Raw genomic sequence first — 24464 nt, forward strand, 5'->3', positions numbered from 1 at the left:
CAGTGCCTGGAGACCGCCAGACGCCGCCTCGATGAGACTTCGCATGCGTCCGAAACCGAGAAAATCGAGACGCTTGTGGCTTCCGCCATCGAGGCGGGTTGGGAAGACGATGAAGTGCGCGACGCACTTAGCCCCGGTGACGAGCAAGAAACAAAATGCGGCAACAGGAACCACCTGTCCCGACTATCGGTGTGGTTCCCTCGTCATCTTTCTAATGACAGTCGTTGGTATGGAAGTCCGGTTTTGATCAGAGGACGAATGATAGCGCGCCATCGGGAGGAGGCTGACGACGTGCTGCATGTGACCATTGGGTTCCACCGGTGAACTTAGGCCGCGATGCATTTTGAAATTTGATAAAGGTCTACCTCCCCGCGAATCGCCTCCCCTAGATCGCTTCGTCACCATTCCGCTTTCTTGAAGCAGAGAGGAACTCAGCGGTTGATGGGAGCGACGAGAGATCACCGTGGAATCCAGACTGAACCCGCCATAGTACCGCCACACAATTCCGCCCAATCAGGCTGTATAACAGACGGATTGCGTAAAATGAGATTGATGGCTCTCCTTGTTGCGGCCCTTTTGCTGACGCCCATTCATGCCCAGGCCCAAGTTTATGACCCGCATGATGGATACGACGATTATGGGGGCTACGACTATGATGATCCCTACAGCCCGTATCCCCCTCCTCCCTACTACGAGCCAGAACCTGGCTATCGGGAACCTTTGCAAGAACGTGGGGAGCCATCGACGCGAATTAGAAGGGGAACCGTCGTCATCGCCACGCGTGAGCACACTCTGATTTACACGACCGCACAGGGCGAGCAGTTCGCCTACCCCATCGCAGTCGGCCGCGAAGGCAAGCAATGGTTCGGAACAACGCGGGTGGTGTCGAAGCGATTGCATCCCGAATGGCGACCCACAGCCAGTATGCGGCAGAAGAACCCACGGCTTCCGGCCGTCGTGAAACCCGGCCCGGCAAACCCGCTCGGAACTCGCGCGATCTACCTTGCCGACGGACTGCTGCGCATCCACGGCACCAACGACCCCTCCTCCATCGGCACCAATGCATCGAGCGGATGCTTTCGGATGTACCGCGAGGACGTCGAGGAGCTTTACGATATGGTTCAGCCGGGGACCCGGGTGATCGTCCAGCAGTGATCGAATATCGCTTGACCGAACTGTCTCGTCATTTCCACTTCGCTGACCACTGACGAAGTCCGCCTTCGCCTTTTCAGGCCATGTCTTCACGGGCGGGTTGACCTTGATTTTCTGGCCGGACGGTTTCCAGGCAAGATAGACCATCCTCGAAGAAAGGTCCGTAGCGACAACGGCTTCTTGATTGTGACTTATCAGATTGACAATCAGAGACCAATGAGGGCTCGGCATAGGGGGCCCTTGCGCATCAGTCGGAATGCGCCCTCTTCGAACCTGCGGCATGCCAAGGAACCGCTGGTGATTGCCAAAGTTTAGCTTTTGAGAACATCATCGCAGATGAGTTCAATGGAAAACGCTGCGTAAGAGTTGGGGGACAACGTCGACGGCCCGATGGTCGTCGGCTCGCGGCAATTGACAACTCGCTTGGGAATTTCAACATGAACATCGAGACGATATTTTTCAAGCCGAGCGACTGGGTCCCGAACAATCCGCATCTTCCTGTATTGCTTTACAGAGGGCTCTTTGCTGACGCTGAACCTACTGATTTCGACCGTCGTTTCGCTGCAAACGGTTGGACAGGCATCTGGATAAACGGTGTCTTCGATTATCAGCACTACCATTCCGGTGCCCATGAAGTCCTGGGAATTGCACGTGGCAGCGCCAAGCTGTTGATCGGCGGTCCCGACGGTCAAGAGCTTGATGTGGTTGCGGGAGACTGCCTGGTACTTCCAGCCGGAACAGGGCACCGAAATCTCGGCTGCACGTCGGACTTCCAGGTGGTAGGCGCTTATCCTAAGGGACAGCATGCCGACATTCAGACGTCCGCTCCCTCAAGCGAAATGCTGGCGAAAATCTCGTCAGTCCCCCTGCCCCATACCGACCCCGTCCAAGGATCGTCAGGATTTCTCACGGAGAAATGGCGGTAGTCATCGGGCACAGTGACCGATTTCGCAGTCTGCCGCAGGATTAAGGACAAGCGTCCGACAAGCGGAGAAGCGGCCCCTCGCTTTTTCCAGCGCTGAACGATATCCACGATCTAGCCTGACCAACATGAGGAGCATCCGATGATCCACGAATTGCGCATCTATACATGTCTGCCGGGGAGGCTGCCGGCACTGCAGCAGCGTTTCGAGACCGCGACGCTGGCGATCTGGGAGCGACTCGGCATCCGCTCACTCGGCTTCTGGACGACGATGATCGGTTCTTCCAGCAACGATCTGACCTACCTGCTCGAATGGCGGTCGCTGGCGGAGCGCGAGCAGAAGTGGGCCGAGTTCGTGGCCGATCGCGAGTGGCAGGAAGCGAGGGCAAAGAGCGAGGCGGATGGGCCGATCATCGCCAACATTGCCAGTTCGCTGCTGCAGCCGACGAGCTTTTACCGCGGCTTCTCCGAGCCGTCGGAATAACGGGCGGAAACGCAGCACGCAATTGATTGGGAAGTCTTTTCGGCGTGTTTCAGCGCCGAATATTGGTGGTTTTGATGCAGTTGTAACGATGCTGCTTTGCTGGTTTCCACCAAGGAGTCAGCCTGATGAGCACTAAGTTTCGCCTTTCTGATTTGGTACCGGCTGGATTCATCGCCGAACGCATTCCCCACATTGACGACGAGACCTGCATCTTGCTTTCCTCCGGCGCTACCGCGTCATGTTCGGCATGCGGACAAATGTCGCGAACGGTTCGAAGCTGCTATTGCCGCCAGGTCGCGGACCTCCCCCTATCGGGACGGCGCGGTCAGGCTTCTCGTGCGCACGCGGAGGTTCACCTGTGACGCGGTGCTCTGCGGCAGGCAGAGATTCGCCGAGCGGTTCGGCGATGTGCTACCTACGCCAGACGAACCGGACGTCTCGAGCATCTCGTCCACCATCTGGCCCTCGCGCTTAGAGGACGCCCGGCGGCGCGTTTTTGCTCAGCGGCTCATCCTTCTCGTCAGCAACGACACCTTGCTCCGCGTCATACGCAGGCAAGGATTGCCGCCGTCGATTCCGCCCTCGGTGATTGGCATCGACGACTGGGCCTCGCGGCGCAATCATCGCTATGGCAGTTGCGTTTAATGAAATGGCGATAGGCTGTCGACGCGACCGTCCGGGTCACTATGCCGATTGCAAGAGCCGTCGTTCCTGTCGCAAAAAAGCCCCGCGGTTGTTGCGACCGCGGGGCTTCTTGACGCCTCACCCGGGAGAGGGGGTGTCAGGCGGCCTGTACTTTGCGGGTCGTGCGTGCCCATTCGGGCAGCCAGTCGCCGTGGGTGGCGAGCAGATCGTCGACCAGCGACCAGATCTGGTCGAGATCGAGTTCGGCTGCCGTATGCGGGTCCATCATCGCGGCGTGATAGATGTGCTCGCGATTTTCCGTCATCAGTGCCTGCACCGTCAGTTCCTGCACGTTGATATTGGTGCGGATCAGAGCGGTCAGCTGCGGCGGCAGGTCGCCGATGAAGGTCGGCTGGATGCCGGAAGCGTCGACGAGGCAGGGCACTTCGGCGGCGCAATTGGTCGGCAGCGAGGTGATGCAGCCATTGTTGCGGACATTGCCGTAGATCACCGAGGGCTCGCCCGTCCAGACCGAGTTGATGATCGAGGAGGCATATTCCTTCGACGGCGCGACCTCGATTTTGTCGGCTGAACGATAGGCCTCCGCCTGCCCTTTCCAGCGCTCGATCTGCTCGATGCAGCGTTTCGGATATTCATCGAGCGGAATGCCGAATTTCTCGATCAAGTCGTCGCGGCCCTCCTTGATGAAATAGGGCGTGTATTCGGCGAAATGCTCCGAGCTTTCGGTGACGAAATAGCCGAGCCGCGTCAGCATCTCGTAGCGCACCTTGTTCGGGCAGCGCGGGTTCCAGCCGGGCTTCGGCGCCCTGCCCTCGCGATAGGCGCGCAGCAGGTCGGGATAGAGGTTGCGGTAGGAACCGTCCGGCTGGCGATGCTCGAATTTGAGATAGAAGGCCATGTGGTTGATGCCGGCCGCACGGTAGCGGATTTCCTCGTAGGGAATGTCGAGGTCATGGGCCAGTTCCATCGCCGTGCCCTGTACCGAGTGGCAGAGGCCGACCTGGCGAATGGTCGGATATTTCTCTGATATCGCCCAGGTGTTGATCGCCATCGGGTTGACATATTGCAGCATGATCGCCTCGGGGCAGACGGCGAGCATGTCCTCGCAGACCTTCCAGAGATGCGGCACGGTGCGCAAGCCGCGCATGATGCCGCCGACCCCGAGCGTATCGGCGATCGTCTGGCGCAGCCCGTATTTCTTCGGCACTTCGAAATCGGTGACCGTGCAGGGTTCGTAGCCGCCGATCTGGAAGGCGACGACGACGAAATCGGCGCCCGCAAGCGCCTTGCGCTGGTCGGAATAGGTTTCCGCCTTCGCCTTCACGCCGAGCGTCGAGATCAGCTTGTTGACGACGACGGCGCTTTCTTCCAGCCGCTGCGGATTAAGATCCATCAAGGCGATCGTCGCGCCCGACAGCGCGGGACGCTGCAGCACATCGCCAACGATGTTCTTCATGAAGACGGTGGAGCCAGCTCCGATGAAAGTGATTTTGGGATTTCTTGCCATTATAACCTCCGGCATTCGGCAATCATGCTACCTCGAAAGCGGCCTTGACGAGCCGTTCGGTGTAGGCGGTCTTGGGATGGGATAGAACTTCGTTGACGGGGCCCTCTTCGACAATCTTGCCATGCTGCATGACGATGACGCGATGGCAAAGCGCCCTGACGACCTTGAGATCGTGGGAGATGAACAGGTAACTCAGGCCGCGCTCGTCTTGCAGCTTGCGCAGGAGTTCGATGATCTGCGCCTGGACGGAAAGGTCGAGCGCCGATGTCGGCTCGTCGAGCAGGATGAATTCCGGCTCCACCGCGATGGCGCGGGCGATTGCGATGCGCTGGCGCTGGCCGCCGGAAAATTCGTGCGGGAAACGCGACAGGATATTGCCCGGCATGCCAGCGGCAATCAGCGCCTCTCGCACCCGGTCCTGCCGTTCGGCCTTGGTCGCGCCCAGCCTGTTGACGACGAGCCCTTCCTCGATGATCTGGCCGATCGTCATGCGCGGGTTGAGCGATGAGAACGGGTCCTGGAACACCACCTGCATGCGGGCGCGCAGTGGCCGCATCTCGGCCCGGGAAAGGCCATGGATCGGCTGATGGTCGAAATGGATCTCGCCGCTATCGGGCGTATTCAACCGCAGGATCGCCTGGCCGAATGTCGTCTTGCCGGAGCCGGATTCGCCAACGAGACCGAGCGTCTCGTGACGGCGCAGCGTCAGGTCGAGGCTGTCGACGGCGACAAGCTCACGCATCGCCGGCTTGAGAAAGGTACCGTGACGCAGCATGAAGGAGACACGCACGCCCTTGGCATCGAGGATGACATCCGATCCCTCCGGCAGCGGATTGGCCTGGCCACGCGGCTCGGAGGCAAGCAGATGCTTGGTATAGGTGTCCTGCGGATTGGCAAACAGCGCTTCGGTGATGTTGTGCTCGCGCACTTCACCGTACTGCATCACATAGACGTAATCCGAGAACTGCCGCACCACGGTCAGGTCGTGGGTGATGAGGATGACGGCCATCCCCAGTTCCTTCTGCAGGTTGCGGATCAGGTTCAGGATCTGCGCCTGCACGGTCACGTCGAGCGCCGTCGTCGGCTCGTCGGCAATCAGCACGTCAGGATCGTTGGCGAGCGCCATGGCGATCATCACGCGCTGGCGCTGGCCGCCGGAAAGTTGATGCGGATATTGCATGAGCCGCGCGGCGGGATCGGGGATCTGCACATGTTCGAGCAGTTCGAGCGCGCGTTTTTGCGCATCCCTCTTGCTGATCCGGCGATGCACGCGGATCGCTTCGACGATCTGGCTGCCGATCGTATAGATCGGGTTCAGCGAGCTCATCGGCTCCTGGAAGATCATCGAGATGCGGTCGCCGCGCAGCTTGCGGCGCGCCCGCTCGGAGAACTTCAGAATATTGCTGCCGTCATAGGCGACCGTCGATTTCTCGGAGACGACGGCGCGCTTCGACAACAATCCCATCACCGTTCGCGCCGTTACCGATTTGCCGGAACCGGATTCGCCGACGATCGCGATGGTCTCGCCGCGATAAAGCTGGAAGGAGACGTCCTTGACGGCTTCGACCATGCCGTCTTCGACCTTGAAATTCACCGCCACATTGCGGGCGTCGATAATGGGCGTGTCCGAACGGCCATCATGGTCGTGGCGGACGGGCGGGGCGAAGGAATTGACCAGTGCAAGAGCCATATCAATCACCTCAATAAGGATCGACCGCATCGCGCAATCCGTCGCCGAGCGCATTGAATGCGAAGACGGTGACGAGCACGAAGCCGACGGGGGAGAGAATCCAGGGATAAGAGCCGATCACCGAATAGGTCGCCGTATCCTGCAGCATCAGGCCCCAGGAAATCAGCGGCGGCTTGACGGCAAAGCCGAGGAAACCGAGGAAGGATTCCAGCAGCACGACGCTCGGTATATGCAGCGTCACCGCGACGATGACGTGGCTCATCACGTTCGGGAAGATGTGCTGCATGATGATGCGCGTGTCGGTGGCGCCGACGGCCATTGCCGCCCGGACATAATCGATGCGGGCAAGCGCTAAGGTCTTGCCGCGCACCTCGCGCGACATCTGCGCCCAGCCGAGCGCTGACATCACGGCGATGACGAAGGCAAGGAAGACATTGGTCGGCGCCGTCACCGGGATCAGCGAGGTCAGCGCCAGATAGAGCGGCAGTTGCGGGAAGGCGAGCACCAGTTCGACGAAGCGCTGCAACCAGATATCGAATGTGCCGCCGAAATAACCGGACACCATTCCGACGGTCGTGCCGATGATGGTGACGATGAAGACCACCGTCAGGGCAATCGTCAGCGAAATGCGCGAGCCGATGATGGCGCGTGACAGCACGTCGCGGCCGAACTTGTCGGTGCCGAGGAAATGCACCGGCTGGCCATCGGTCGAGCCGAAGAAGTGCCGGCTGGCCGGGATCAGGCCGAAAAGCCGGTATTCAGCGCCCTTGACGAAGAAGCCGAGCAGCCGCGGATTGTCGTAGTCGATGCCAACGATCGGCTGGAAGGTGACGGGGTCGAGCTCTTCGGAATCGGAGAGCGCATAGACACGCGGCTGGAAGACGAAATTGCCGTCCTTGTCGTGGAAGCTCATTACCTGCGGCGGCGCGAAGCCGACATCGGTCGCCTTCGGGTCCATCGGCGCAAAGAAATCGGCAAAGATCGCCATGACGATCAGGAGCACAACGAGCACGAGCCCTGCCATGCCGGTCCAGGAGCGCCTCAGCCGGCGCCAGACAAGGGCGATATAGCTTTCATGGCCACGCGATGGCTTGTTGATGGAAAGTTCTGTCGTCGGCGGAGGCGGCGCGGAGTCGAAAGCCAGCATCTCAGGCTCCTCCATATTGGCGGACACGGGGATCGAGCAGGGCGAGCAGCATGTCGGCGATGATGTTGCCGACGATCAGCGTCGCCGACAGCACCATCATGAAGGTGGCGGTGACATAGACGTCGCCGACCGCCATCGAGCCGACGATCGCCGGGCCGACGGTCGGTAATGCGAAGATGATCGCGGTTTCGATCTCGCCGGTCAGCATGTAGGGCAACACGACGCCCTGGTACATCACCAACGGGTGCAGCGCGTTCGGCACCGCATGGCGCATCACCACGGCTGCGCCGGAAAGCCCCTTGGCCTTGGCCGTCTCGACATATTGGGCATTCAGCGTATCGAGCAGATTGCCGCGCATGACGCGCATATTGTAGGCGAGCCCACCGAAGGTGGCGATCGCCACGACCGGCCAGACATGGTGAACCAGATCGACAAATTTCGCCCACGACCAGGGCGCCCCGCCATATTGCGGCGAGAAAAAGCTGCCGATTTCGGAGACGTTAAGCTGGAAAACCAGGAGATAGACGATGATCAGCGCCATCAGGAAGCGCGGCACCGTCATGCCGAGGAAGGAAATCCCCGAAAGCAGGCTGTCGATCCAGCTGTATTGGCGCGTCGCCGCCCAGATGCCGAAGCCGATGCCGAGAACCGAGGCGAAGAGGTGGCAGACGAGCGCCAGAAGCAATGTCCGCGGCAGGCGTTCACCGACGACATCGGCAACCGGCTTGTTGTAAAACATGCTGTAACCGAAATCACCGCGCGTCACGATCCCGCCGATCCAGTTGACGTATTGGACGACCAGCGGCTTATCGAGGCCGTGTTCGACCCGGTAGAGCTGCGCCTGCGCTTCGGCCTGGGCATAGGATGCGCCGCCCTGGTTGATCAGCTGGGATCTTATATAATCGGCGTAGTCGCCGGGTGGTGCCTGGATGATCGCGAAGGTCACCACACTCAGGATGAAGAGAATGGGGATCGCAGAGGCTATGCGCACGAGCAGGAATCGCAACATCGAACGGTTCGCTTCTCCTTGCCGCCAGTCGCTCCTTGTCAGCGCGGCCGGCTTGTTGGTCATATCAGGCCGCGCGCCACGCGCGGCCTGTATCTCACTTCAGCTGGGAGGGAACTCTCCAGCGTCGCATCACATGCGACGCGCTTTAGCTCTTTGTGTCCTGATGACAGGCATCAGTTAATCGGGCCCTTTTCGCCGGGCTTGCCGGGCAGCTGTTCGGGGAACAGCTCGTATTTGCCCTGCTTGTCCGCAGCCACCCACAGGCGTTCGCGGATCACCGAATCTTCAGCCCAGTTGAACATCATGATCGGCGTACCCTGTGGCACGTTTGAGAACCGCTTGTTGACGATCAGCGCGCCGGGATATTCCGTCAGGCCAACGGTGTTGACATGTTCCGTCGAGATCTTCTGATACTGCTTCATCAGATCGACGCGCTCGTCGTTGTTCTGGCTCGTCCTGAACTTGTTGACGACGTCGACAAGCTCCTTTTCGAAGGGCATCAGATCGAGCTGGTCATCCTTGCCGGCGCGATGGTGCCAGCTAGTGCGCGGGCCGACGGGGGCAAGCTGTTCGGTGTTCTGCACCACCGACGACAGTTCCGTCGTGTTGCGCTGAATCAGCCAGTCGAAGCGGCCGGCATAGTGGGCGTCGTCACGCTTGGCCCCATCGAGCGCGTTGATGACGATCTTCAGCCCGAGTTTCTCCATCTGGCCGACGACACCTTCGGCAAGGCTCTTGTCGGTCGTGTACTGATTGTTGATCAGCATGACGATTTCGACATCCTTGCCACCGAGCGTCCCGGCCGGAAAGTTCACGATGCCGTTGCCATCGGTGTCCTTGAGACCGGCTTTGGCGAGTTCCGCCTTGGCACCCTCAAGATCATAGGGGTAGTAAACCGTCGAGTTGCGGTCGTAGAAGCTGGTGCCGGAGGAGAGCCCACCGGGATAGATCGCGGTGAACGGTCCCTTGACCAGCGAGTCGCCGATTGCCTTGCGGTCGAGCGCCATGGTGACGGCCTTGCGGAAGTCCTCGTTGCGGTTCAGCTCGCGGATCGCCTCACCGCGCTCGTCCGGGTTGCCCCAGCCGTTGGCGGAGAAGTTCAGGCGCAGATTGTAGCCGATGAGACGCGGGCCGAAGGCAAGGCGGGCGGGCGCCGTTTTTTCCGCGGCACGCTTCAGCGACGCGACGAAGTTTTCCGGCTGCTCGAGGTTCGAGAAGTCGGCGGATCCTGCCACGGCCTGGACGTCACGGTCGGCCCAGGTCGAGAGCTTGTAGTGCAGCTCATTCAGATAAGGCAGCTGATCACCCTTCTCGTCGACCTTCCAGTAATAGGGGTTGCGGCGCATGACGATGATGTCGTCCGGGCGATATTCAACCGGTACCCAGGCGCCCATGACCGGCATGTTCATGAACTCGGGCGGGAAGGCGTTCTTGAACTGGTCGTAGGTGTTCTTCGAATATTTCGGATGCTTCGACTTCAGGATGTGCGAGGGACCCGGGCAGAAATTCGGGTAGGACATCGTGTAGAGATATTGCTTCGGGAAGGCCTCCTTGAAGGTCCATTCGACGGTGTAATCGTCGACCTTCTTCAGCGTCGTCCCGGCGCCGAAGGCTTCCGGCGATGCGCCGCCGCCGAGCGGCGAGACGTTCGGGTCGATGACTTCGTCGTCCCAGTAGAACATGATGTCGTCGGCATTGAACGGCGCGCCGTCTGACCATTTGGCGCCTTCGATCAGGTGCATGGTCAGCTTATGGCCGTCTTCGGACCAGTCCCAGCTCTTGGCGAGGTTCGGCAGCGGCTCGGTGTCTGAGGCCTGCACCTGGAACAGCGGTGCGGTGCGTGTCAGGCATTCGGAAAGGCCGATATCGATGCCGCCCCAGCCCTGCGTCTGGCCGGCGCCGTAGTTCCAGCCTTCCGGCCGGCCGCCGATGACGTGGCGCATCGTATCGCCGTAGACGCCGATGCCGTCGGGCATATTGCCTGTCTTGAAGACCAGCGGCTCCTTCGGCAGCCGATCCTTGACCGGCGGCAGCTTGCCGGTGGCGACGAAATTCTTCGTGACCCAGTCGGGCTCATGATATTCGGGCAGCGCCTTGAACTCCAGGATGGAGTCGCGCGCGACATAGTTGATCTTGCCTTCGGCCGGAAAGTCCGCCGGCGCCGGTGGAACGGTTGGCTCGGAGGCATATGCATTCAGCGCCGCGGCTGAGACGCTGAGCGCCAGTCCGGCCAGAATGCTTGCGTTACGAAAATTCATCATCGTTTCTCCCTCTTGTTCCGGAGCGCGATCACGCGGCTCCCTTCTCCTCGAACACGTGAAACCGGGCCGGACGCCGCGGATTTCCCTCCCGGAAACCCCCGGCAACCCAAGCTTCACGAAAATCAGACGGCCTTTTTCAGCGCCGCCTTTTCCGCGCGCAGCTCCTCGATCGAGCGAACGTTGCGGCGTGCGGCCCCCGCCCAGTCGCGGGTCTGCACCTTCGATTTCGACAGCCGCTCCTTGGCGGCCGGCACGGCATGGGCATATTGCGGCAGCCAGGAGGCCTGGGCAACGACCATCTCGTCAACCATCTGCCAGACCTCTTCCGGCGTCGAGACGGCGCCGACCAGCGGATCGTGCAACACGGCAAGCTTCAGAAGGTCGATATCGCCCGATATGGCCGCATGTACCGACATGCGCTGGACGTTGATCGAGGAAATGCAGGTGGCGGCGCAGGCTTCCGGCAGGGTGACGCCCGAGACCATGTTGATGCCGAAGCGGTCGACGAAGCCTGGCGATTCGATGATCGCGTCGGACGGCAGATTGGTAATGACGCCGTTATTCTTGACGTTGAAATGGCCGCGATAGACCCGGTTTGTCTCCAGCGCCTCCAGGATATGGCTGGCATGCTCGTTCGAGCGCTTGGCAGGATCGATCGGTTGCGAGGCGGATTCGAGGAACTGCGGATATTCCGTCTCGAACCAGTTGCGCGTTTCCGTCGAATGACGAAGGTAGCCGCCGGTCTCGCCGTGGATCCAGTCGGACATGTCGATCCAGCGGGTGATCTCATCCGGCCGCTTGCGGTACCAGGGCAGGTATTCCGAGAGATGGCCGTTGCTTTCGGTGGAATAGACGCCGAAACGCTTCAGCACGTCGATGCGCAGTTTCTCCTGCTGCGAAAAAACGGGATGCGCCTCGAAGGCGGCGATCAGCTCGTCCTTGCCAATCTTCCGGCCGTTAAGGCGAAGATCGATGAACCAGGTCTGGTGGTTGATGCCGGAGCAGATGTAGTCGAGCTCGCTCACCGACTTCGCGCCGAGCACCTCGGCGATCTGTTCGGCGCCATGCTGGACGCCGTGGCAGAGACCGACGGTATCGACTTTGCCGTATTCGATCGCCGCCCAGGTGTTCATCGCCATCGGGTTGGCATAGTTCAGGAATTTCGCACCGGGCTCGGCGACCTCACGGATATCCTTGCAGAAGTCGAGAATGACCGGGATGTTGCGCTGGCCGTAGAGGATGCCGCCTGCGCAGATCGTATCGCCGACGCACTGGTCGATGCCGTATTTTAGCGGGATACGGATATCATCGGCATAGGCCTCGAGGCCGCCGACCCGGACGCAGCTGATGATGTAGCGCGCGCCTTCCAGCGCCTTGCGCCGGTCGGTCGTCGCCGTCACTTTCGTTGGCAGCCCGTTCGCCTCGACGACGCGGTCGAGGATCGCCTTGATCATCTCGAGATTATGTTCGCTGAGATCCGTCAGCGCGAATTCGATGTCACGAAACTCCGGAACGCACAATATATCGGTGAACAGCTTCTTGGTGAACCCGACGCTGCCCGCACCGATGATAGCGATTTTGAAACTCATGATCTTCACCTCGACCCAATCGAATGCTAAGGAAAAGAAGGCTATGGAGGATCGGGCCGCATGCTGACGCATGTGGCTGAAAACGCCGTAAAATCTGCCTTTTTCCTCCCGGCCGCTCTGTCGGCCGTGGTCTCTTCCTCTTGTCGAGCGGGATTATGCCCGAAATCCGCAGGGCGACCAGAGAAGGATTATGCTTTCAGGGGTAATTTTGTGCTGCAGGATTTGATCGCCAACGGACAGTCGATGAGGACGGTTTCGCTGCCCCGGGGCCGCCAGCGGCTGCACGCCATGCCGACCAGCGCCGGATACGAAGTGCGCGAGAACGAGACCTATGACTGGGATGGCCGCCGGCGCGGCCAGACCCCCTTCACCGTGCTGCAGCACACGATCAGCGGCAGCGGCAAGCTGCGCTATCAAAACCGCAACTATCGCCTTCAGGGCGGCGATACACTTCTTGTGCTCGTCCCGCACAATCATCGCTACTGGTTGGAGAAAGGCGACCGCTGGGAATATTTCTGGATCTCGATGAATGGCGAGGAAACGCTGCGCATCCACCAGATGGTGCTGTCCACTGCCGGCCCGGTGCTGAAACTGCAGCCCTCGACCATCGATCATCTCGCCGATTGCAGCCTGCGCCTCGTCAAGGGCGCAACGTCGCCGGGTGCTGCCTCGGCGATTGCCTATGAAGCGGCGATGGCGCTCTACGACGACGTCTTCGGCTCGCCGGCCTTTGCCGCCGAGCTCAGTGTCATGCAGCCGGTGATCGACCATATCAATGCCAATCTCGAAAAACCGCTACCGGTGAGCGAGCTTGCCGGCATTGTCGGCCTCAGCCGCGCGCATTTCTCGCGCAGCTTTGCCGAGAGCGAGGGCATGCCGCCGGCCGAATTCGTGCTGCAGCAACGCCTGCAGCGCGCCGTCAAGCTTCTGACCAAGGCAGACTTCCTGCCGGTCAAGGAAGTCGCCATCATGTGCGGCTTCGAGGACCCCAACTATTTCTCCAAGGTCTTCCGCCGCGTCTATGGCACCAATCCCACCGAATTCCGCACGACGGGCATGTATGCCAGCATCGGCAAGCTGAGATAGCTTGCCACCTGCCAACCCAGTTGCGTCAGGCCCGCACCTCGAACACCATGTTGAACGGGGTTTCCGTGGCGCGACGGAAATGCGTGAAACCGGCGTCGAGCGCGACCTTTCGAAGCTTCATTTCTCCCGCCTGTGCGCCGAGCCCGAGCCCGACCTCCTGGGAGAGCGATGCCGGCGTGCAGATCATCGTCGACGCTCCATAATAGACGCGGCCGACGGGGTTCAGATTGTCCTTGAGATGGTCATTGGCAAAGGGCTCGACGATCAGCCACGTCCCATTCGGCCCAAGCGTTTCCTTGACATGCCGGCCGGCGCCGACTGGATCGCCCATGTCGTGAAGGCAGTCGAACATGGCAACCATATCATAGCCGCGCCCTGGAAATTCCGCAGCCGACCCCTGTTGGAAGGTCACGCGGTCGGCGACGCCGGCATCCTGAGCGGCAGCCTTTGCCCTTTCGATCGACGGGCCGTGATAGTCGAAGCCGGTAAAACGGGAAGCGGGATAGGCCTGCGCCATCAGGATGGTCGATGCACCGTGACCGCAGCCGACGTCGGCGACACTGGCGCCGGCTTTGAGCTTTGCCTCGACCCCGGCAAGAGCCGGAATCCATTCGTTGACGAGATGGCTGTTGTAGCCGGGGCGAAAGAACCGTTCAGTGCCTCGGAAGAGGCAGGTGCTGTGCTCATGCCAGCCGAGACCCTTGCCGGTGCGGAAGGCATCGGCGATCTTGGGCTCGTCCATCCACATGGATTGAACGACCTCGAAGGCGCCGACGAAAAAGGCGGGGCTGTTTTCCTCGGCAAACACCATCGCCTGCTCCGGTGTCAGGCTGAAACGATCGGTCTTTTCATCGTAAGCCACATAGTCCGCAGCCGCCTGGGCGCTCAGCCATTCCCTGAGATAGCGCTCCTTTATTCCGGTTTTCGTGGCTAGATCCTGGACGCTCATCGGCGTTCCGTCGGCCATCGCCTTGAAGATTCCGACCTGGTCGCCAAGCACGACCAAGGCACCTGACATGGCGGCGCCGACGTCACCAACAAGACGACCGACGAGTGCATCGAGTTTTTGCATATCTGGCTCACGCATTGTGACCTCCCGGGTGCGTGATAAGGAAGATCTAAATTAGACTGTAATAATATTCAGTCAATCAATCTTCCCCTTCGCCAGATGAGCGTCGAGTATTAGTGGTCTAAGAATGGAATAGGCAGACTAATCCAGGGAGATCGGAATTCTCGGAAAGGCGAATGTAAAATGGTTCAAAACGCCCTATTCCGTCATGCGCTTTCTCGTCATCTCTTGTCTCGAGATTACATTTTTTATATAATCTATCCGAGGCAGAATCACACTTTTGATGCAAGGTTATTGTTTTGTGCCTATCTTCCGCTCAATGCCGCGCTGCTCGCGCCCTTTTGGCATGGTCTCAGGACGATCTCTCATCAGCGTCGAAAGTCGCCAAAGCGACGATTGCCAATTTCGAGGCTGGAAAGCGCTCTCCCTACGAACGAACCCTTCAGGATGTGAAGCACGCCCTGGAAGGCGGCGGGGTTGTGTTCATCCCTGAAAATGGTGGGGGTGCAGGCGTTCGCCTGGCAAAACGCGCGGATGCCTCGATCGACACGAATGAAACCGAGACGGTTCAATATGAAGAATATCTCAAAAACGACGCACCGCCCGGTGCAGGTGGCTGAATGATGGCAAAGAAAGAGAAGCTCGAACACTCCGAACTGGCGGGAGAATTCACCGACGACGGGATCACCGTGCTCGTCGATATCTTCCGCACATCCGGCAGCAATGAAGACTGGACGATGGAGGTGGTCACGCAGGCGGAGGATCTGATCCGCTGGGACGAGCCATTTGCGACGGACCGCGATGCCTTCGACGAATTCCTGGCCGTCGTTGCCCGCGACGGCATTCGATCGTTTCTCGAAGATGAAGAGCCATCCGTGCATTGAGGGTATCCCGTGAAAAGCATCAATGATCTAGTCGCGTCTGCGAAAACCGTCTGCGATCGATACCGGGCCGGGCGGATGGAGCGCGAAACCGTGCGGGAATGGGTCCTCGGGCTCGGCGCCTATCCGCCGCCCCATGGTGACCGCGTGCGGGAAGCGGCAGAATGGTTCCGCTTGCACAATCGCGAGCCTGTTTCCGAAGACATCGTGCTGGTGGACATCGATCGGCTTGCGGCGATTTCAGCGCCGTGATCCCCGGGCGTGCGAGCGGACAGGCCGGCTGCAAGGGCTCGCCCATATCCGATCTTAGCCACGCATTGCCTGACCGTTCGATGCGGGATGGATCGCAGCAGTGCCGGCGCTGTTTTGCGGTTGCCTCGCCGCCTCGATCCGGACTGGCGCAATTACGCCGGTACTAGGCGGCGTAGGACCAATGACGATCATGAGCCTTATGCATAATACCCCCATCGCAGCTTCCATGCGGAGCGGTCTGGGGGTTCCGCAGCTTCGGCAAATGTGACACTCCTTACGCTGTTGACATGGCTCCTGCATCGCGCGCGCGAAGCGTACGTCAAGCGCGGCTAGGTAATTTTTATTCGTGCGATAAGTAGAAGGAACAGCACGTGGCAGCATTTCCGGAAAAGGCAAAGGTCGTCATCATCGGGCTCGGCGGCATCGTCGGCGCCTCCATCGCGCATCATCTCGTCGAGCGGGGATGGGACGATATCGTCGGCATCGATAAGTCGGGCATACCGACCGATATCGGTTCGACAGCCCATGCCTCGGACTTCTGTTACACCACGAGCCATGACTATCTGTCGGTCTGGACCACGCAATATTCGATCGATTTCTACGAGAAGATGGGCCATTACGCCCGCATCGGCGGCCTCGAAGTGGCGCGCACCGGCGACGATACCTGGATGGAGGAAATCAAGCGCAAGCTTTCCTCGGCACGCGCTTTCGGCACGCGCGCTCATTATGTCAGCCCTTCCGAGATCAAGGAGAAGTTCCCGCTGATCGAGGAAGATCAGGTGATGGGCGGCCTTTACGATCCGGATGCCGGCCTGGTCATTCCGCGCTCGCAGACCGTTGCCGGCAAGCTGGTCGATGCCGCCGAAAAGGCTGGCAAGCTACAGGTGTTCGGCAATACCCCGGCGAAGTCGCTGATCGTCGAAGGCGGCCGCATCAAGGGCGTCGTCACCCATCGCGGCACCATCATGGCCGACCACGTCATCGTCTGTGCCGGCCTCTGGGGGCGCCTGATCGCGGAGATGGTCGGCGAAGACCTGCCGGTGATGCCGGTTGACCACCCGCTCACCTTCTTCGGTCCTTATAACGAGTTTGAAGGCACCGGCAAGGAAATTGGCTTCCCGCTGCTGCGCGACCAGGGCAACTCCGCCTATATGCGCGATACCGGCGACCCGGCGACGACGGAGGGCGGCCAGATCGAGTGGGGCTATTACGAAGCCACCAATCCACGCATGTGCCATCCGCGCGATCTTCTCGAAAAACACGAAGCGCGCCTGTCGCCCTCGCAGCGCGACCTCGAGATGGAACAGATCATCGAGCCGCTCGAGCGCGCCATGGAATTGACGCCGATCCTCGGCGAACTCGGCTACAACGAAGGTCACTCCTTCAATGGCCTTCTGCAGGTTTCCGCCGCCGGCGGCGCTTCCTGCGGCGAGAGCCAGAAGGTGCGCGGTCTGTGGTATTGCGTCGCCATCTGGGTCAAGGACGGCCCAGGCTATGGCAAGCTGATCGCCGACTGGATGACCGACGGCCGTACTGAAATCGATCACAACAGCATCGACTACGCCCGCTTCTATCCACATCAGTTGACGGAAGAGTTCATCGAGGGCCGCTGCTACGAAGCCGCCCAGAAGATTTATTTCCCGGCTGTTCACACCCGCGAACCCTATGCATCCGGCCGCAACGCCAAGCGCTCGCCCTTCTACGAGCGCGAAAAGGAGCTTGGTGGCTACTTCATGGAACTTGGCGGCTGGGAGCGTGCGCACGGCTACGCCGCCAACGAGCACCTTCTGGAGAAATACGCCGACCGCGTCCCGGTTCGCGAGAACGAATGGGACAACCGCCATTTCTGGCGCGTGTCGAATGCCGAGCATCTGGCGATGAGCGAGGATTGCGGCATCGTCAATCTCAGCCACTTCCACATGGTCGACATCGAGGGTCCCGACCATGTCGAACTGATGGAATGGCTGTGCGCTGCCAAGGTCGGCGGCGATGCCAACATCGGCAAGGGCATTTATACCCACTTCCTCGACGACGAAGGCATGGTGCGCGCTGACTTCACTGTCTTTCGCATGGCCGACCGCTGCCGTCTGGTCAACGGCGCCGATGCCGGCCCGCGTGATCTGCATTATATGAAGCGGGTAGCCCAAGACCGTGGCCTCGACGTGATCATCACCGACGTCTCGGAGAAATTCGTCACGATCGGCATCTGGGGTCCAAACGCGCGCGACACGCTGAAGAAGGTTGTCGCCGATCCGGCCGGGCTGGATCAGGAAAACTTCGCTTTTGCGGCGATCAAGCCGATCGAGGTCGCCGGCAAGCCTGTCACCGCCTTCCGCATCTCCTATGTCGGCGAGCAGGGCTGGGAACTGCACATGAAGTACGAAGACGGCCTCGCCGTCTGGGATGCGCTACGCTCGACCGGTGTGATGGCCTTCGGCGTCGAAACCTACGCGAACTCGCGCCGCATGGAAAAGAGCCTCCGCCTGCAGAACGCCGACCTCCTGACCCAGTACAACCTGATCGAAGCCGATCTCGCCCGTCCGAAGGTCAAGGAGGCCGATTTCCGCGGCAAGGCGAAACATCTGGAGTACAAGGCACGCGAGCACCAGCCGGCCATGCTTTGCACGCTGGTGATGACCGACAACACCGACAAGTCGGGCGTCAAGCGTTATCCCGTTGGAAACCTGCCTGTTGTCGATCCCGCCACGGGAGAGGTTCTGGTCGATGAGCTTGGCCGTCGGTCATACACGACCTCGGTGGCCTACGGACCGACGGTCGGAAAGAACATTGCCCTGGCCTACCTTCCCTGGTCGTATTGCCAGGTTGGACGCAGGTTGAATGTCGAGTATTTCGCCGAGAGTTATCCGGTCGAGGTTGTCGGCGTCGGGTACAAGCCGATCTACGACCCCGAAAATCTGAAGCCGCGCACCTAAGCGCAGCGGCGTCCCGCAAATCGGAATCGATTTTCGGAAAGCACGTGCGAGGATTGAAAGTGTTGCAGCGCCGCGTGTCTTAGAAGACGCGCGGCGCTGTAAGCGCTCCAGAACTTGTGACGCCGCAAGGATGGCGCGCCACAAACATGAGATTGATCGTCAGCGCCACGCGGAACGGCGGCTCGGATGGTCGCTGGTGACCCGGATCCGTCACCTGTCCGCTTCTGACGCTCTGGATGCTGGCGCTATTTTGCGGTTGCCTCGCAGTCGGATTGGAAGTCAGGATGCGGCGAAACGATCATTAGAATTCGAGAGTGAGGCATGATGTCGTCCGAAAACCGCTCACACTTTTCAGCATCATGCTCTGGCGAGTGGACAGTCGATGCTTGATAATCCCACATGGTCCGGAGTGCTCGCCGATCCTGTCGTCCAGGCCGGGACGTTGGCCGTGGTCGGTGCGATCATCACGCGCATAGCGCTTCGACCCTTCCCGAGCTGGAAGCTTGCGGGCCAGGTGTTTTTCTTCGCGGCGCTCACCGTCCTGCTGCTCTATCATGACATCGTGCCCTACGAAGTCGGGCCGGCGACTACTTCGACCTTCGAACGCGTCTTCATCGCCCTTGCCAAAGTAGTCTGGTGGATCAATGCCGCCTGGGCGCTGATCGCCTTCGTCCGCGTCTTCCTGATCTTCGAGCGCCAACCGCGTGAAGGTCGCCTCGTTCAGGATCTGGTCATCGGCCTGATCTATCTCGGCGCGATCCTCTCGGTGGTCGCCTATGTCTTCAGCTTTCCCGTCGGCACGCTGATCGCCACATCAGGCGTCTTTGCCATCATCCTCGGCCTTGCGATGCAAAGCACCTTGAGCGACGTCTTTTCGGGCATCGCGCTCAACCTCGGCCGTCCCTATGCGATCGGCGACTGGATCGTGCTGAATGACGGCGTCGAGGGTCGTGTCGTCGAAACCAACTGGCGCTCCACCCATCTGCTGAACGGCTCGAACGATCTCGTCGTCCTGCCCAACAGCTTTCTTGCCAAGGTCGGGCTGACCAATCTCAGCAGCCCCGACCGCAGTCACGGCGCCTCACTGACGGTCCGCGTCGTCCCGACGATCGGGCCGTCGGCGATCATCGAGGTCATGCGCGCCGTGCTTTTGAGCAGTGGCTCGATCCTGACCGAGCCGAAACCCGGGGTGCAGATCAAATCACTGACATCGGATGCAGTGGAGCTGGAACTCTCCTTCCGCGTCAGGGATATCGGCCAGACGGGGCCGGCGAAGAACGAGATCTTCGATCTCATCTACCGCCATATCAAGGCCGCAGGCCTCACCTTGGCGCGGCCGATCGACGCCGCAGGCCCACCGCCCGACCAGTTGCAGTCGGAAGAGGTGATGAAACCGCATCGGCCGACGCCGCTCAAGCTTCTCGACGCCATCCCATTGTTTTCTTCGCTAACCGAGGACGAGAAGGAAACGCTCGCAGCCTCGATGACCCGGAGGACCTACAAGAAGGATTCCATCCTCATCGAGCAGGGCGATACGGTTGCATCGCTGATGATCGTGCGCAGCGGCGCCCTTGTCGCCACGCGGCGGGAAGGCCATCAGGAAATCGAACTCGGCCGGCTGGCGCCGGGCGATTATTTCGGCGAAAGCGGGCTGCTGATCGGGGTCGGCGAGGCCGCCAGCCTGCGGGCGCTGACCTTCGTCGTCGTCTACGAGATTGCCCAGGCAAGCCTAACGCCGCTGCTGCACGACCGGCCCGGCATCGCCGAAGAGCTTGCCGCCACCTTGTCGCGCCGCATCGAGACCGGCCAGCATTCCTTCGCGCCCGAAGGCGCCACGCTGAACGGCGGCTCTATGATCTCACTGGTGACACGCATCCGCCACCTGTTCAAGGTGCCGCAGTAAAGCTCCAGGGCAATGGGCGCCGATGCCTGCACCGCTGCGGCCCTATCCCGCTTCAATGCCAACCCCGAGAATGAGGTAGGTCTCTCCGACGACAAACACGGCTGACGCCGGCGCAAATGGCTACTTTTCCGAGTTTCTCGCTGTTGCGCATCCTCCAGCGACCGCCAGTCGTCGCGATGCGCCTCTGCTGCTCCCTAGCCAGCCAGGGGTTCATTTATTGACAGGTAGTCGACACGACCTTTGTCGCACGACGCACTTGTCGAAGCTACCAATTCGTCATATATGATGTTATAAATAACCTTATCCACCGTATCTGGATAATTGCTATATGGGATCGCCGAAATCAAAACCTGCCCTCGAAAGGCTTGGACATGACATCCGTGGCGCTCGCTTGCGGCGCGGTATCGCCGTTGCCGATCTGGCGGTGCGCGCCGGCACGTCGCCGAGCACCGTCGCGCGCTTGGAAAAGGGAGATCCTGGTGTTGGGATCGGCACGCTCGCCGATGTTCTCGTTGTGCTTGGTCTTATCGACCGGTTGGCCGACCTGATCGACATCCGCAAAGACGATCTGGGTCTGGCGTTGGCCGCCGAACGCCAGCCACGTCGCGGACGGTCTTTTGCGACCGCCCTGCGCAGGCAGAAGGCCAAGGGGAAGACGGCACAGGAGGATACGGATGTCGTTGATCTGGACGGCGCGTCATTCTGATGCCCGATTTCAACGCCCATGTCGTTCTCGGCGAGAACCTGACACCCGTTGGCCAGTTGCGTTTCACGCAGGCGGGGCCTCGACAGTTCTCGACTTTTGCTTACGATCCGGCCTGGATCGAAAATCCTCGTGCCTTTGCCGTGCAGCCGACCTTTCCCCTTGAAGCTGGGCCATTTCACACATCTGGCCAGCCCGGAAACATGCGCGACGCATTGGCGGGCGTCTTCGCTGACGCTGCACCGGACAGTTGGGGCCGCAGGCTTCTCGAACGCACCTACGGCAATGGCCTTTCGGAGTTCGAGTATTTGACGCTATCCGATGATGCCTGCCGGCAGGGCGCGCTGCGATTTGTGGACGATAGGAGAGAAATCATCCGGGGCGGCGCCGCCGACGCCGTACCGCGTCTGGTCGATCTGGAGACCATCACCGCCATCGCACGGGCCTATGAGCAGGGCAAGGAGATATCCGCGGAGGACATGCAGGTGCTCGCGGGTGCGGGCGGTTCCGGCGGTGCGCGGCCTAAGGCCAATGTTCGGGACGGCGACACGCTCTGGCTCGCCAAGTTCACCTCGGTTCATGATCAGCAGCCGATCGAACGCCTAGAGGTCGCCACGCTCCGCCTCGCTCGGGCCTGCGGAATCCGTACGCCCGAGGTCAGGCTGGAACTGGCTGACACGCCATTCCCGGTCGCTCTGATCAAGCGGTTCGATAGGCGCGAGGCCGGCCGTGTACCCTATATTTCGGCCCGCACTGCCCTCGGCAAGACCGGGGCCGAACTCGGCTCCTATACGGAGATCGTCGACTTCATGCGGGCCAATGCCGCTGATCCGCAGGCCGATTTCCGTGAACTCTTTCTACGCCTGATCTTCACCATCCTCGTGTCGAACAAGGATGACCATCTAAAGAATCACGGTTTCCTTTATGTGGGGGCCGGTCGCTGGCGACTGTCTCCGGTGTTCGATGTTAACCCCGCACCTGACCGCAATCCGCATCTTGAAACGTCAATTCTTGAGGGCGGTGCGCATGACCGATCAATCCGTCTGGCCTTCGAAGCCTGCGAGTTCTTCGAAATCGCCGAAACGGATGCTCGCCAGATGATCCGCGAGACGGCGCAGCACATTTCCCTGCAATGGCGAGATATACTTCGACAAGTGGGCGTCTCCGGTACGTTGGCGCGCGAGTATGAAGCCGCCTTCGTAAATGATCAGACTGAGATAGCGCTCGCTCTATAAACCAGATATGCACGATATACTCGTATAACTCATCATATATGACGTAGTTCGTGCCTGCTCAACACTATGCTGTGGGATGGTTCTGATGATCGGGCATCACACATGCGCAAAAATTCTCCAGTCCGCCTGATTTTCTCAACGAGCGAAGGCGCCGCACTGAATGGCAGCTCGGTTGGCCCGCCGGTGACGCGTATCCGCCACCTGTTCTAGGTGCCGCAGTGTCGCCCGAGCTATTTCCGCTGAAACTTCTGCCGCGCCGCGCGCGCCACGCTCTCGGCGAGAATCAGCAGACAGCCGAGGAGAAGCAGAGTAGCGGCGAGCAGCGCGTCGACATGGGCGAATTTCACCAGAATGCCGACGATGGCAATCAGCAGCAGTGCCGCCAGCGCCAGCGCGCCGTCGTCGATGAACATGCCGAAGAATTCCTTCAAGGCGACCTTAAGAATATTCATCACGCGGCCACCTCGGCATGGGTGTTGAAATACTGACGCAGCATCCGGACTGCTGCGAAGGAAAAGACGGCGAGCACGGCAAGGATCGCCAGAAGCGAAAGATCGGCGCCCGGCCAGTCGGCGCCGACGCCCTCGCCAACCCAGAATATGCCGAAGGCGCTGAGCAGCAGCCCGACGACGAATTTGAGGCTATTCTCCGGAACCGCCGAGAGCGGTTTGTGCACGAAGATGCCGATGATCAGCACCAGCAGGCAGGCCGCGGCCGCTCCAAGGCTGGCATAGCCGATCATGCCGTGTCCGGCGCCGGTAGCGATGACGATGAACACCACTTCGATCCCCTCGAGCAGCACCGCCTTGAAGGCGGCGGTGCCCGCCAGGAAATTGGCACGGCGCTCGGCGGATTGACGCCGCAGGCTGTCGGTCTCGGCTGCGAAGGCCTTCTCCTCGTCGTGCAGCGCGATGAAGCCCGAGGCCCGCAGGATCGCCTTGCGCAGCCAGCGCAGGCCGAAGAGAACGAGCAGCGTCCCGATCACGAACTGCATCAGCTCGATCGGAATGAGCCCGAGCAGCGGACCAAGCGCCAGCACGAGAAGAGCGAGAAGGCCGAGCGCAAGACCGGTGCCGATGAAGGCCGGACGCCAGCTCTGCGTAACGCCGACGGCGAGAATGATGGTGAAGGCTTCAACGACCTCGACGAAGGAGCCGAGAAATGCGGCCGTGACCGTCGAAGTGATCGTTGTCAGAGTTGTCATGGTTCTTGTCCGTTATGCCGGCGGAGATCATGTACTGGGCTGAATTGTTATTTTTCTTACCGTTTTGCGGCTTCCGCAACATCATCTGGCGCGCGGCTCGGAATAAACCGCTTCGAGATCAGCCAGCAGCCAAGCGCCCAGAGCGCACCGGCGCACCATCCGGCGAAGACGTCCGTGGGATAATGGACGCCGAGATAGATTCGGCTCAAGCCGATGAGGACGGCGAGGAAGACGCCGATGCCCATGACGAAGATCCGCGTTGACCGGTAACGCTGTGTCCGGGCCAGCAGCGCCCCAAGCGTCAGATAGGTCACCGCCGAGACCATCGCGTGTCCGGAGGGAAAGCTGAGATCGCTCACTTCGACCAGATGCGGCACGATGTCGGGGCGCGGCCGCGCGACGAGGATCTTCAAGAGAGTGCTCGCCAGCCAGCCGCTCAGCACAGAGGAAAAGACGAAGATTGCGATCGGCCAGCGCCGGTCGAGCAGAAGATGGACGGTGACGAGAACCGTCATCAGCGAGAGAACGGTGATGCCGCCGAGGGCAGTGATATCGTCGACGGCATGCGTCAGCCAGCCGGGACCGATCGGCACGGCAAGTTCTCCCGGCCGTCGCAACGCCAGCAGGATTGCCTGGTCAAAGCGGAATGTCTCACCCTCCAGGACTTCGCTCGTCAGTCGCTGGAGCAGGAACAGTCCACCGGCGATCGATGCCACCATGATCAATGTCAGCGGCTCATATGCATTGAGCCTCGCCAAGAGTCCCCGTCGTTGAACCTCGCTCATGCCTGCC

Annotated in this window: 22 protein-coding genes and 1 pseudogene; 13 read left to right on the forward strand and 10 right to left on the reverse strand. The window is 60.4% G+C overall.

Annotation, left to right across the window (positions count from 1 at the left end):
* The 4 genes and pseudogenes from AC1D2N_RS29030 to AC1D2N_RS29045 all read left to right on the forward strand — a co-directional run.
* Positions 1-324, forward strand: a pseudogene (locus AC1D2N_RS29030) (hypothetical protein); the annotation flags it as partial.
* Positions 325-543: 219 nt separating this feature from the next.
* Positions 544-1155, forward strand: a complete 612-nt coding sequence (locus AC1D2N_RS29035) for a L,D-transpeptidase (RefSeq protein ID WP_026231054.1) — start codon at positions 544-546, stop codon at positions 1153-1155.
* Between the two features lie 434 nt (positions 1156-1589).
* Positions 1590-2078, forward strand: a complete 489-nt coding sequence (locus AC1D2N_RS29040; RefSeq protein WP_080763959.1) for a cupin — start codon at positions 1590-1592, stop codon at positions 2076-2078.
* A 138-nt stretch (positions 2079-2216) separates the two neighbouring features.
* Positions 2217-2558, forward strand: coding sequence for an NIPSNAP family protein (locus AC1D2N_RS29045; protein ID WP_047618347.1), 342 nt, complete (start codon positions 2217-2219; stop codon positions 2556-2558).
* A gap of 781 nt (positions 2559-3339) precedes the next feature.
* On the opposite strand, the gene melA (AC1D2N_RS29050) is transcribed toward AC1D2N_RS29045, so the two are convergent.
* From melA (AC1D2N_RS29050) to melA (AC1D2N_RS29075), 6 genes are all read right to left on the reverse strand, one after another.
* Entirely contained in the window at positions 3340-4710 is a 1371-nt protein-coding gene (gene melA, locus AC1D2N_RS29050; RefSeq protein ID WP_018246376.1) for an alpha-glucosidase/alpha-galactosidase, read from the reverse strand.
* A 22-nt stretch (positions 4711-4732) separates the two neighbouring features.
* Positions 4733-6400 (reverse strand): ABC transporter ATP-binding protein, encoded by a 1668-nt coding sequence (locus AC1D2N_RS29055; RefSeq protein ID WP_130653690.1) that lies wholly within the window; start codon positions 6398-6400, stop codon positions 4733-4735.
* Positions 6401-6410: 10 nt separating this feature from the next.
* Complete coding sequence (locus AC1D2N_RS29060; protein ID WP_018246374.1) at positions 6411-7547, reverse strand: ABC transporter permease; 1137 nt, start codon at positions 7545-7547, stop codon at positions 6411-6413.
* 1 nt (position 7548) lies between these two features.
* Positions 7549-8556: an ABC transporter permease gene (locus tag AC1D2N_RS29065; RefSeq protein WP_026188757.1), complete on the reverse strand. Its 1008-nt coding sequence runs from the start codon at positions 8554-8556 to the stop codon at positions 7549-7551.
* Between the two features lie 173 nt (positions 8557-8729).
* On the reverse strand, positions 8730-10817 hold the full coding sequence (locus tag AC1D2N_RS29070) for an ABC transporter substrate-binding protein (protein WP_130653691.1): 2088 nt from the start codon (positions 10815-10817) through the stop codon (positions 8730-8732).
* A gap of 122 nt (positions 10818-10939) precedes the next feature.
* A complete protein-coding gene (gene melA, locus AC1D2N_RS29075; RefSeq protein WP_130653692.1) occupies positions 10940-12406 on the reverse strand; it encodes an alpha-glucosidase/alpha-galactosidase in 1467 nt (488 codons plus the stop codon).
* 60 nt (positions 12407-12466) lie between these two features.
* On the opposite strand from melA (AC1D2N_RS29075), the gene AC1D2N_RS29080 reads away from it, so the two are divergent.
* Complete coding sequence (locus tag AC1D2N_RS29080; protein WP_193443702.1) at positions 12467-13492, forward strand: AraC family transcriptional regulator; 1026 nt, start codon at positions 12467-12469, stop codon at positions 13490-13492.
* A gap of 25 nt (positions 13493-13517) precedes the next feature.
* On the opposite strand, the gene AC1D2N_RS29085 is transcribed toward AC1D2N_RS29080, so the two are convergent.
* Entirely contained in the window at positions 13518-14579 is a 1062-nt protein-coding gene (locus AC1D2N_RS29085) for a class I SAM-dependent methyltransferase (protein ID WP_130653693.1), read from the reverse strand.
* Positions 14580-14860: 281 nt separating this feature from the next.
* Between AC1D2N_RS29085 and AC1D2N_RS29090 the strand changes: the two genes are divergently transcribed.
* The 8 genes from AC1D2N_RS29090 (at position 14861) to AC1D2N_RS29125 (ending at position 22468) form a co-directional block, all read left to right on the forward strand.
* The gene (locus tag AC1D2N_RS29090) at positions 14861-15181 is read left to right on the forward strand and encodes a helix-turn-helix domain-containing protein (RefSeq protein WP_018246368.1); all 321 of its coding nucleotides are present in this window, start codon (positions 14861-14863) and stop codon (positions 15179-15181) included.
* Positions 15182-15184: 3 nt separating this feature from the next.
* Positions 15185-15445, forward strand: a complete 261-nt coding sequence (locus AC1D2N_RS29095; RefSeq protein ID WP_025397793.1) for a hypothetical protein — start codon at positions 15185-15187, stop codon at positions 15443-15445.
* Positions 15446-15454: 9 nt separating this feature from the next.
* Positions 15455-15694 (forward strand): hypothetical protein, encoded by a 240-nt coding sequence (locus AC1D2N_RS29100; protein WP_018246367.1) that lies wholly within the window; start codon positions 15455-15457, stop codon positions 15692-15694.
* 100 nt (positions 15695-15794) lie between these two features.
* On the forward strand, positions 15795-15962 hold the full coding sequence (locus AC1D2N_RS29105) for a hypothetical protein (protein WP_342636715.1): 168 nt from the start codon (positions 15795-15797) through the stop codon (positions 15960-15962).
* 103 nt (positions 15963-16065) lie between these two features.
* A complete protein-coding gene (locus AC1D2N_RS29110; protein ID WP_130653694.1) occupies positions 16066-18627 on the forward strand; it encodes a GcvT family protein in 2562 nt (853 codons plus the stop codon).
* Between the two features lie 382 nt (positions 18628-19009).
* Positions 19010-20530 carry a mechanosensitive ion channel family protein gene (locus AC1D2N_RS29115; RefSeq protein ID WP_130653695.1) on the forward strand — a complete coding sequence of 507 codons (1521 nt, stop codon included), beginning with the start codon at positions 19010-19012 and terminating at the stop codon, positions 20528-20530.
* A 328-nt stretch (positions 20531-20858) separates the two neighbouring features.
* A complete protein-coding gene (locus AC1D2N_RS29120) occupies positions 20859-21236 on the forward strand; it encodes a helix-turn-helix domain-containing protein (protein ID WP_130653696.1) in 378 nt (125 codons plus the stop codon).
* Positions 21236-22468, forward strand: a complete 1233-nt coding sequence (locus AC1D2N_RS29125; protein WP_130653697.1) for a type II toxin-antitoxin system HipA family toxin — start codon at positions 21236-21238, stop codon at positions 22466-22468. The genes AC1D2N_RS29120 and AC1D2N_RS29125 overlap by 1 nt, the downstream gene beginning before the upstream one ends.
* A gap of 230 nt (positions 22469-22698) precedes the next feature.
* Here AC1D2N_RS29125 and AC1D2N_RS29130 read toward each other — a convergent pair whose 3' ends face one another.
* The 3 genes from AC1D2N_RS29130 to AC1D2N_RS29140 are packed head-to-tail and all read right to left on the reverse strand — an operon-like array spanning position 22699 to position 24457.
* Entirely contained in the window at positions 22699-22923 is a 225-nt protein-coding gene (locus AC1D2N_RS29130) for a hypothetical protein (protein WP_130653698.1), read from the reverse strand.
* A complete protein-coding gene (locus tag AC1D2N_RS29135) occupies positions 22920-23672 on the reverse strand; it encodes a COG4280 domain-containing protein (RefSeq protein WP_018246363.1) in 753 nt (250 codons plus the stop codon). The genes AC1D2N_RS29130 and AC1D2N_RS29135 overlap by 4 nt, the downstream gene beginning before the upstream one ends.
* A gap of 56 nt (positions 23673-23728) precedes the next feature.
* Positions 23729-24457, reverse strand: coding sequence for a phosphatase PAP2 family protein (locus AC1D2N_RS29140; RefSeq protein ID WP_130653699.1), 729 nt, complete (start codon positions 24455-24457; stop codon positions 23729-23731).
* Between the last annotated feature and the right edge of the window lie 7 nt (positions 24458-24464).

Source organism: Rhizobium sp. P1_B8 (assembly GCF_056406515.1).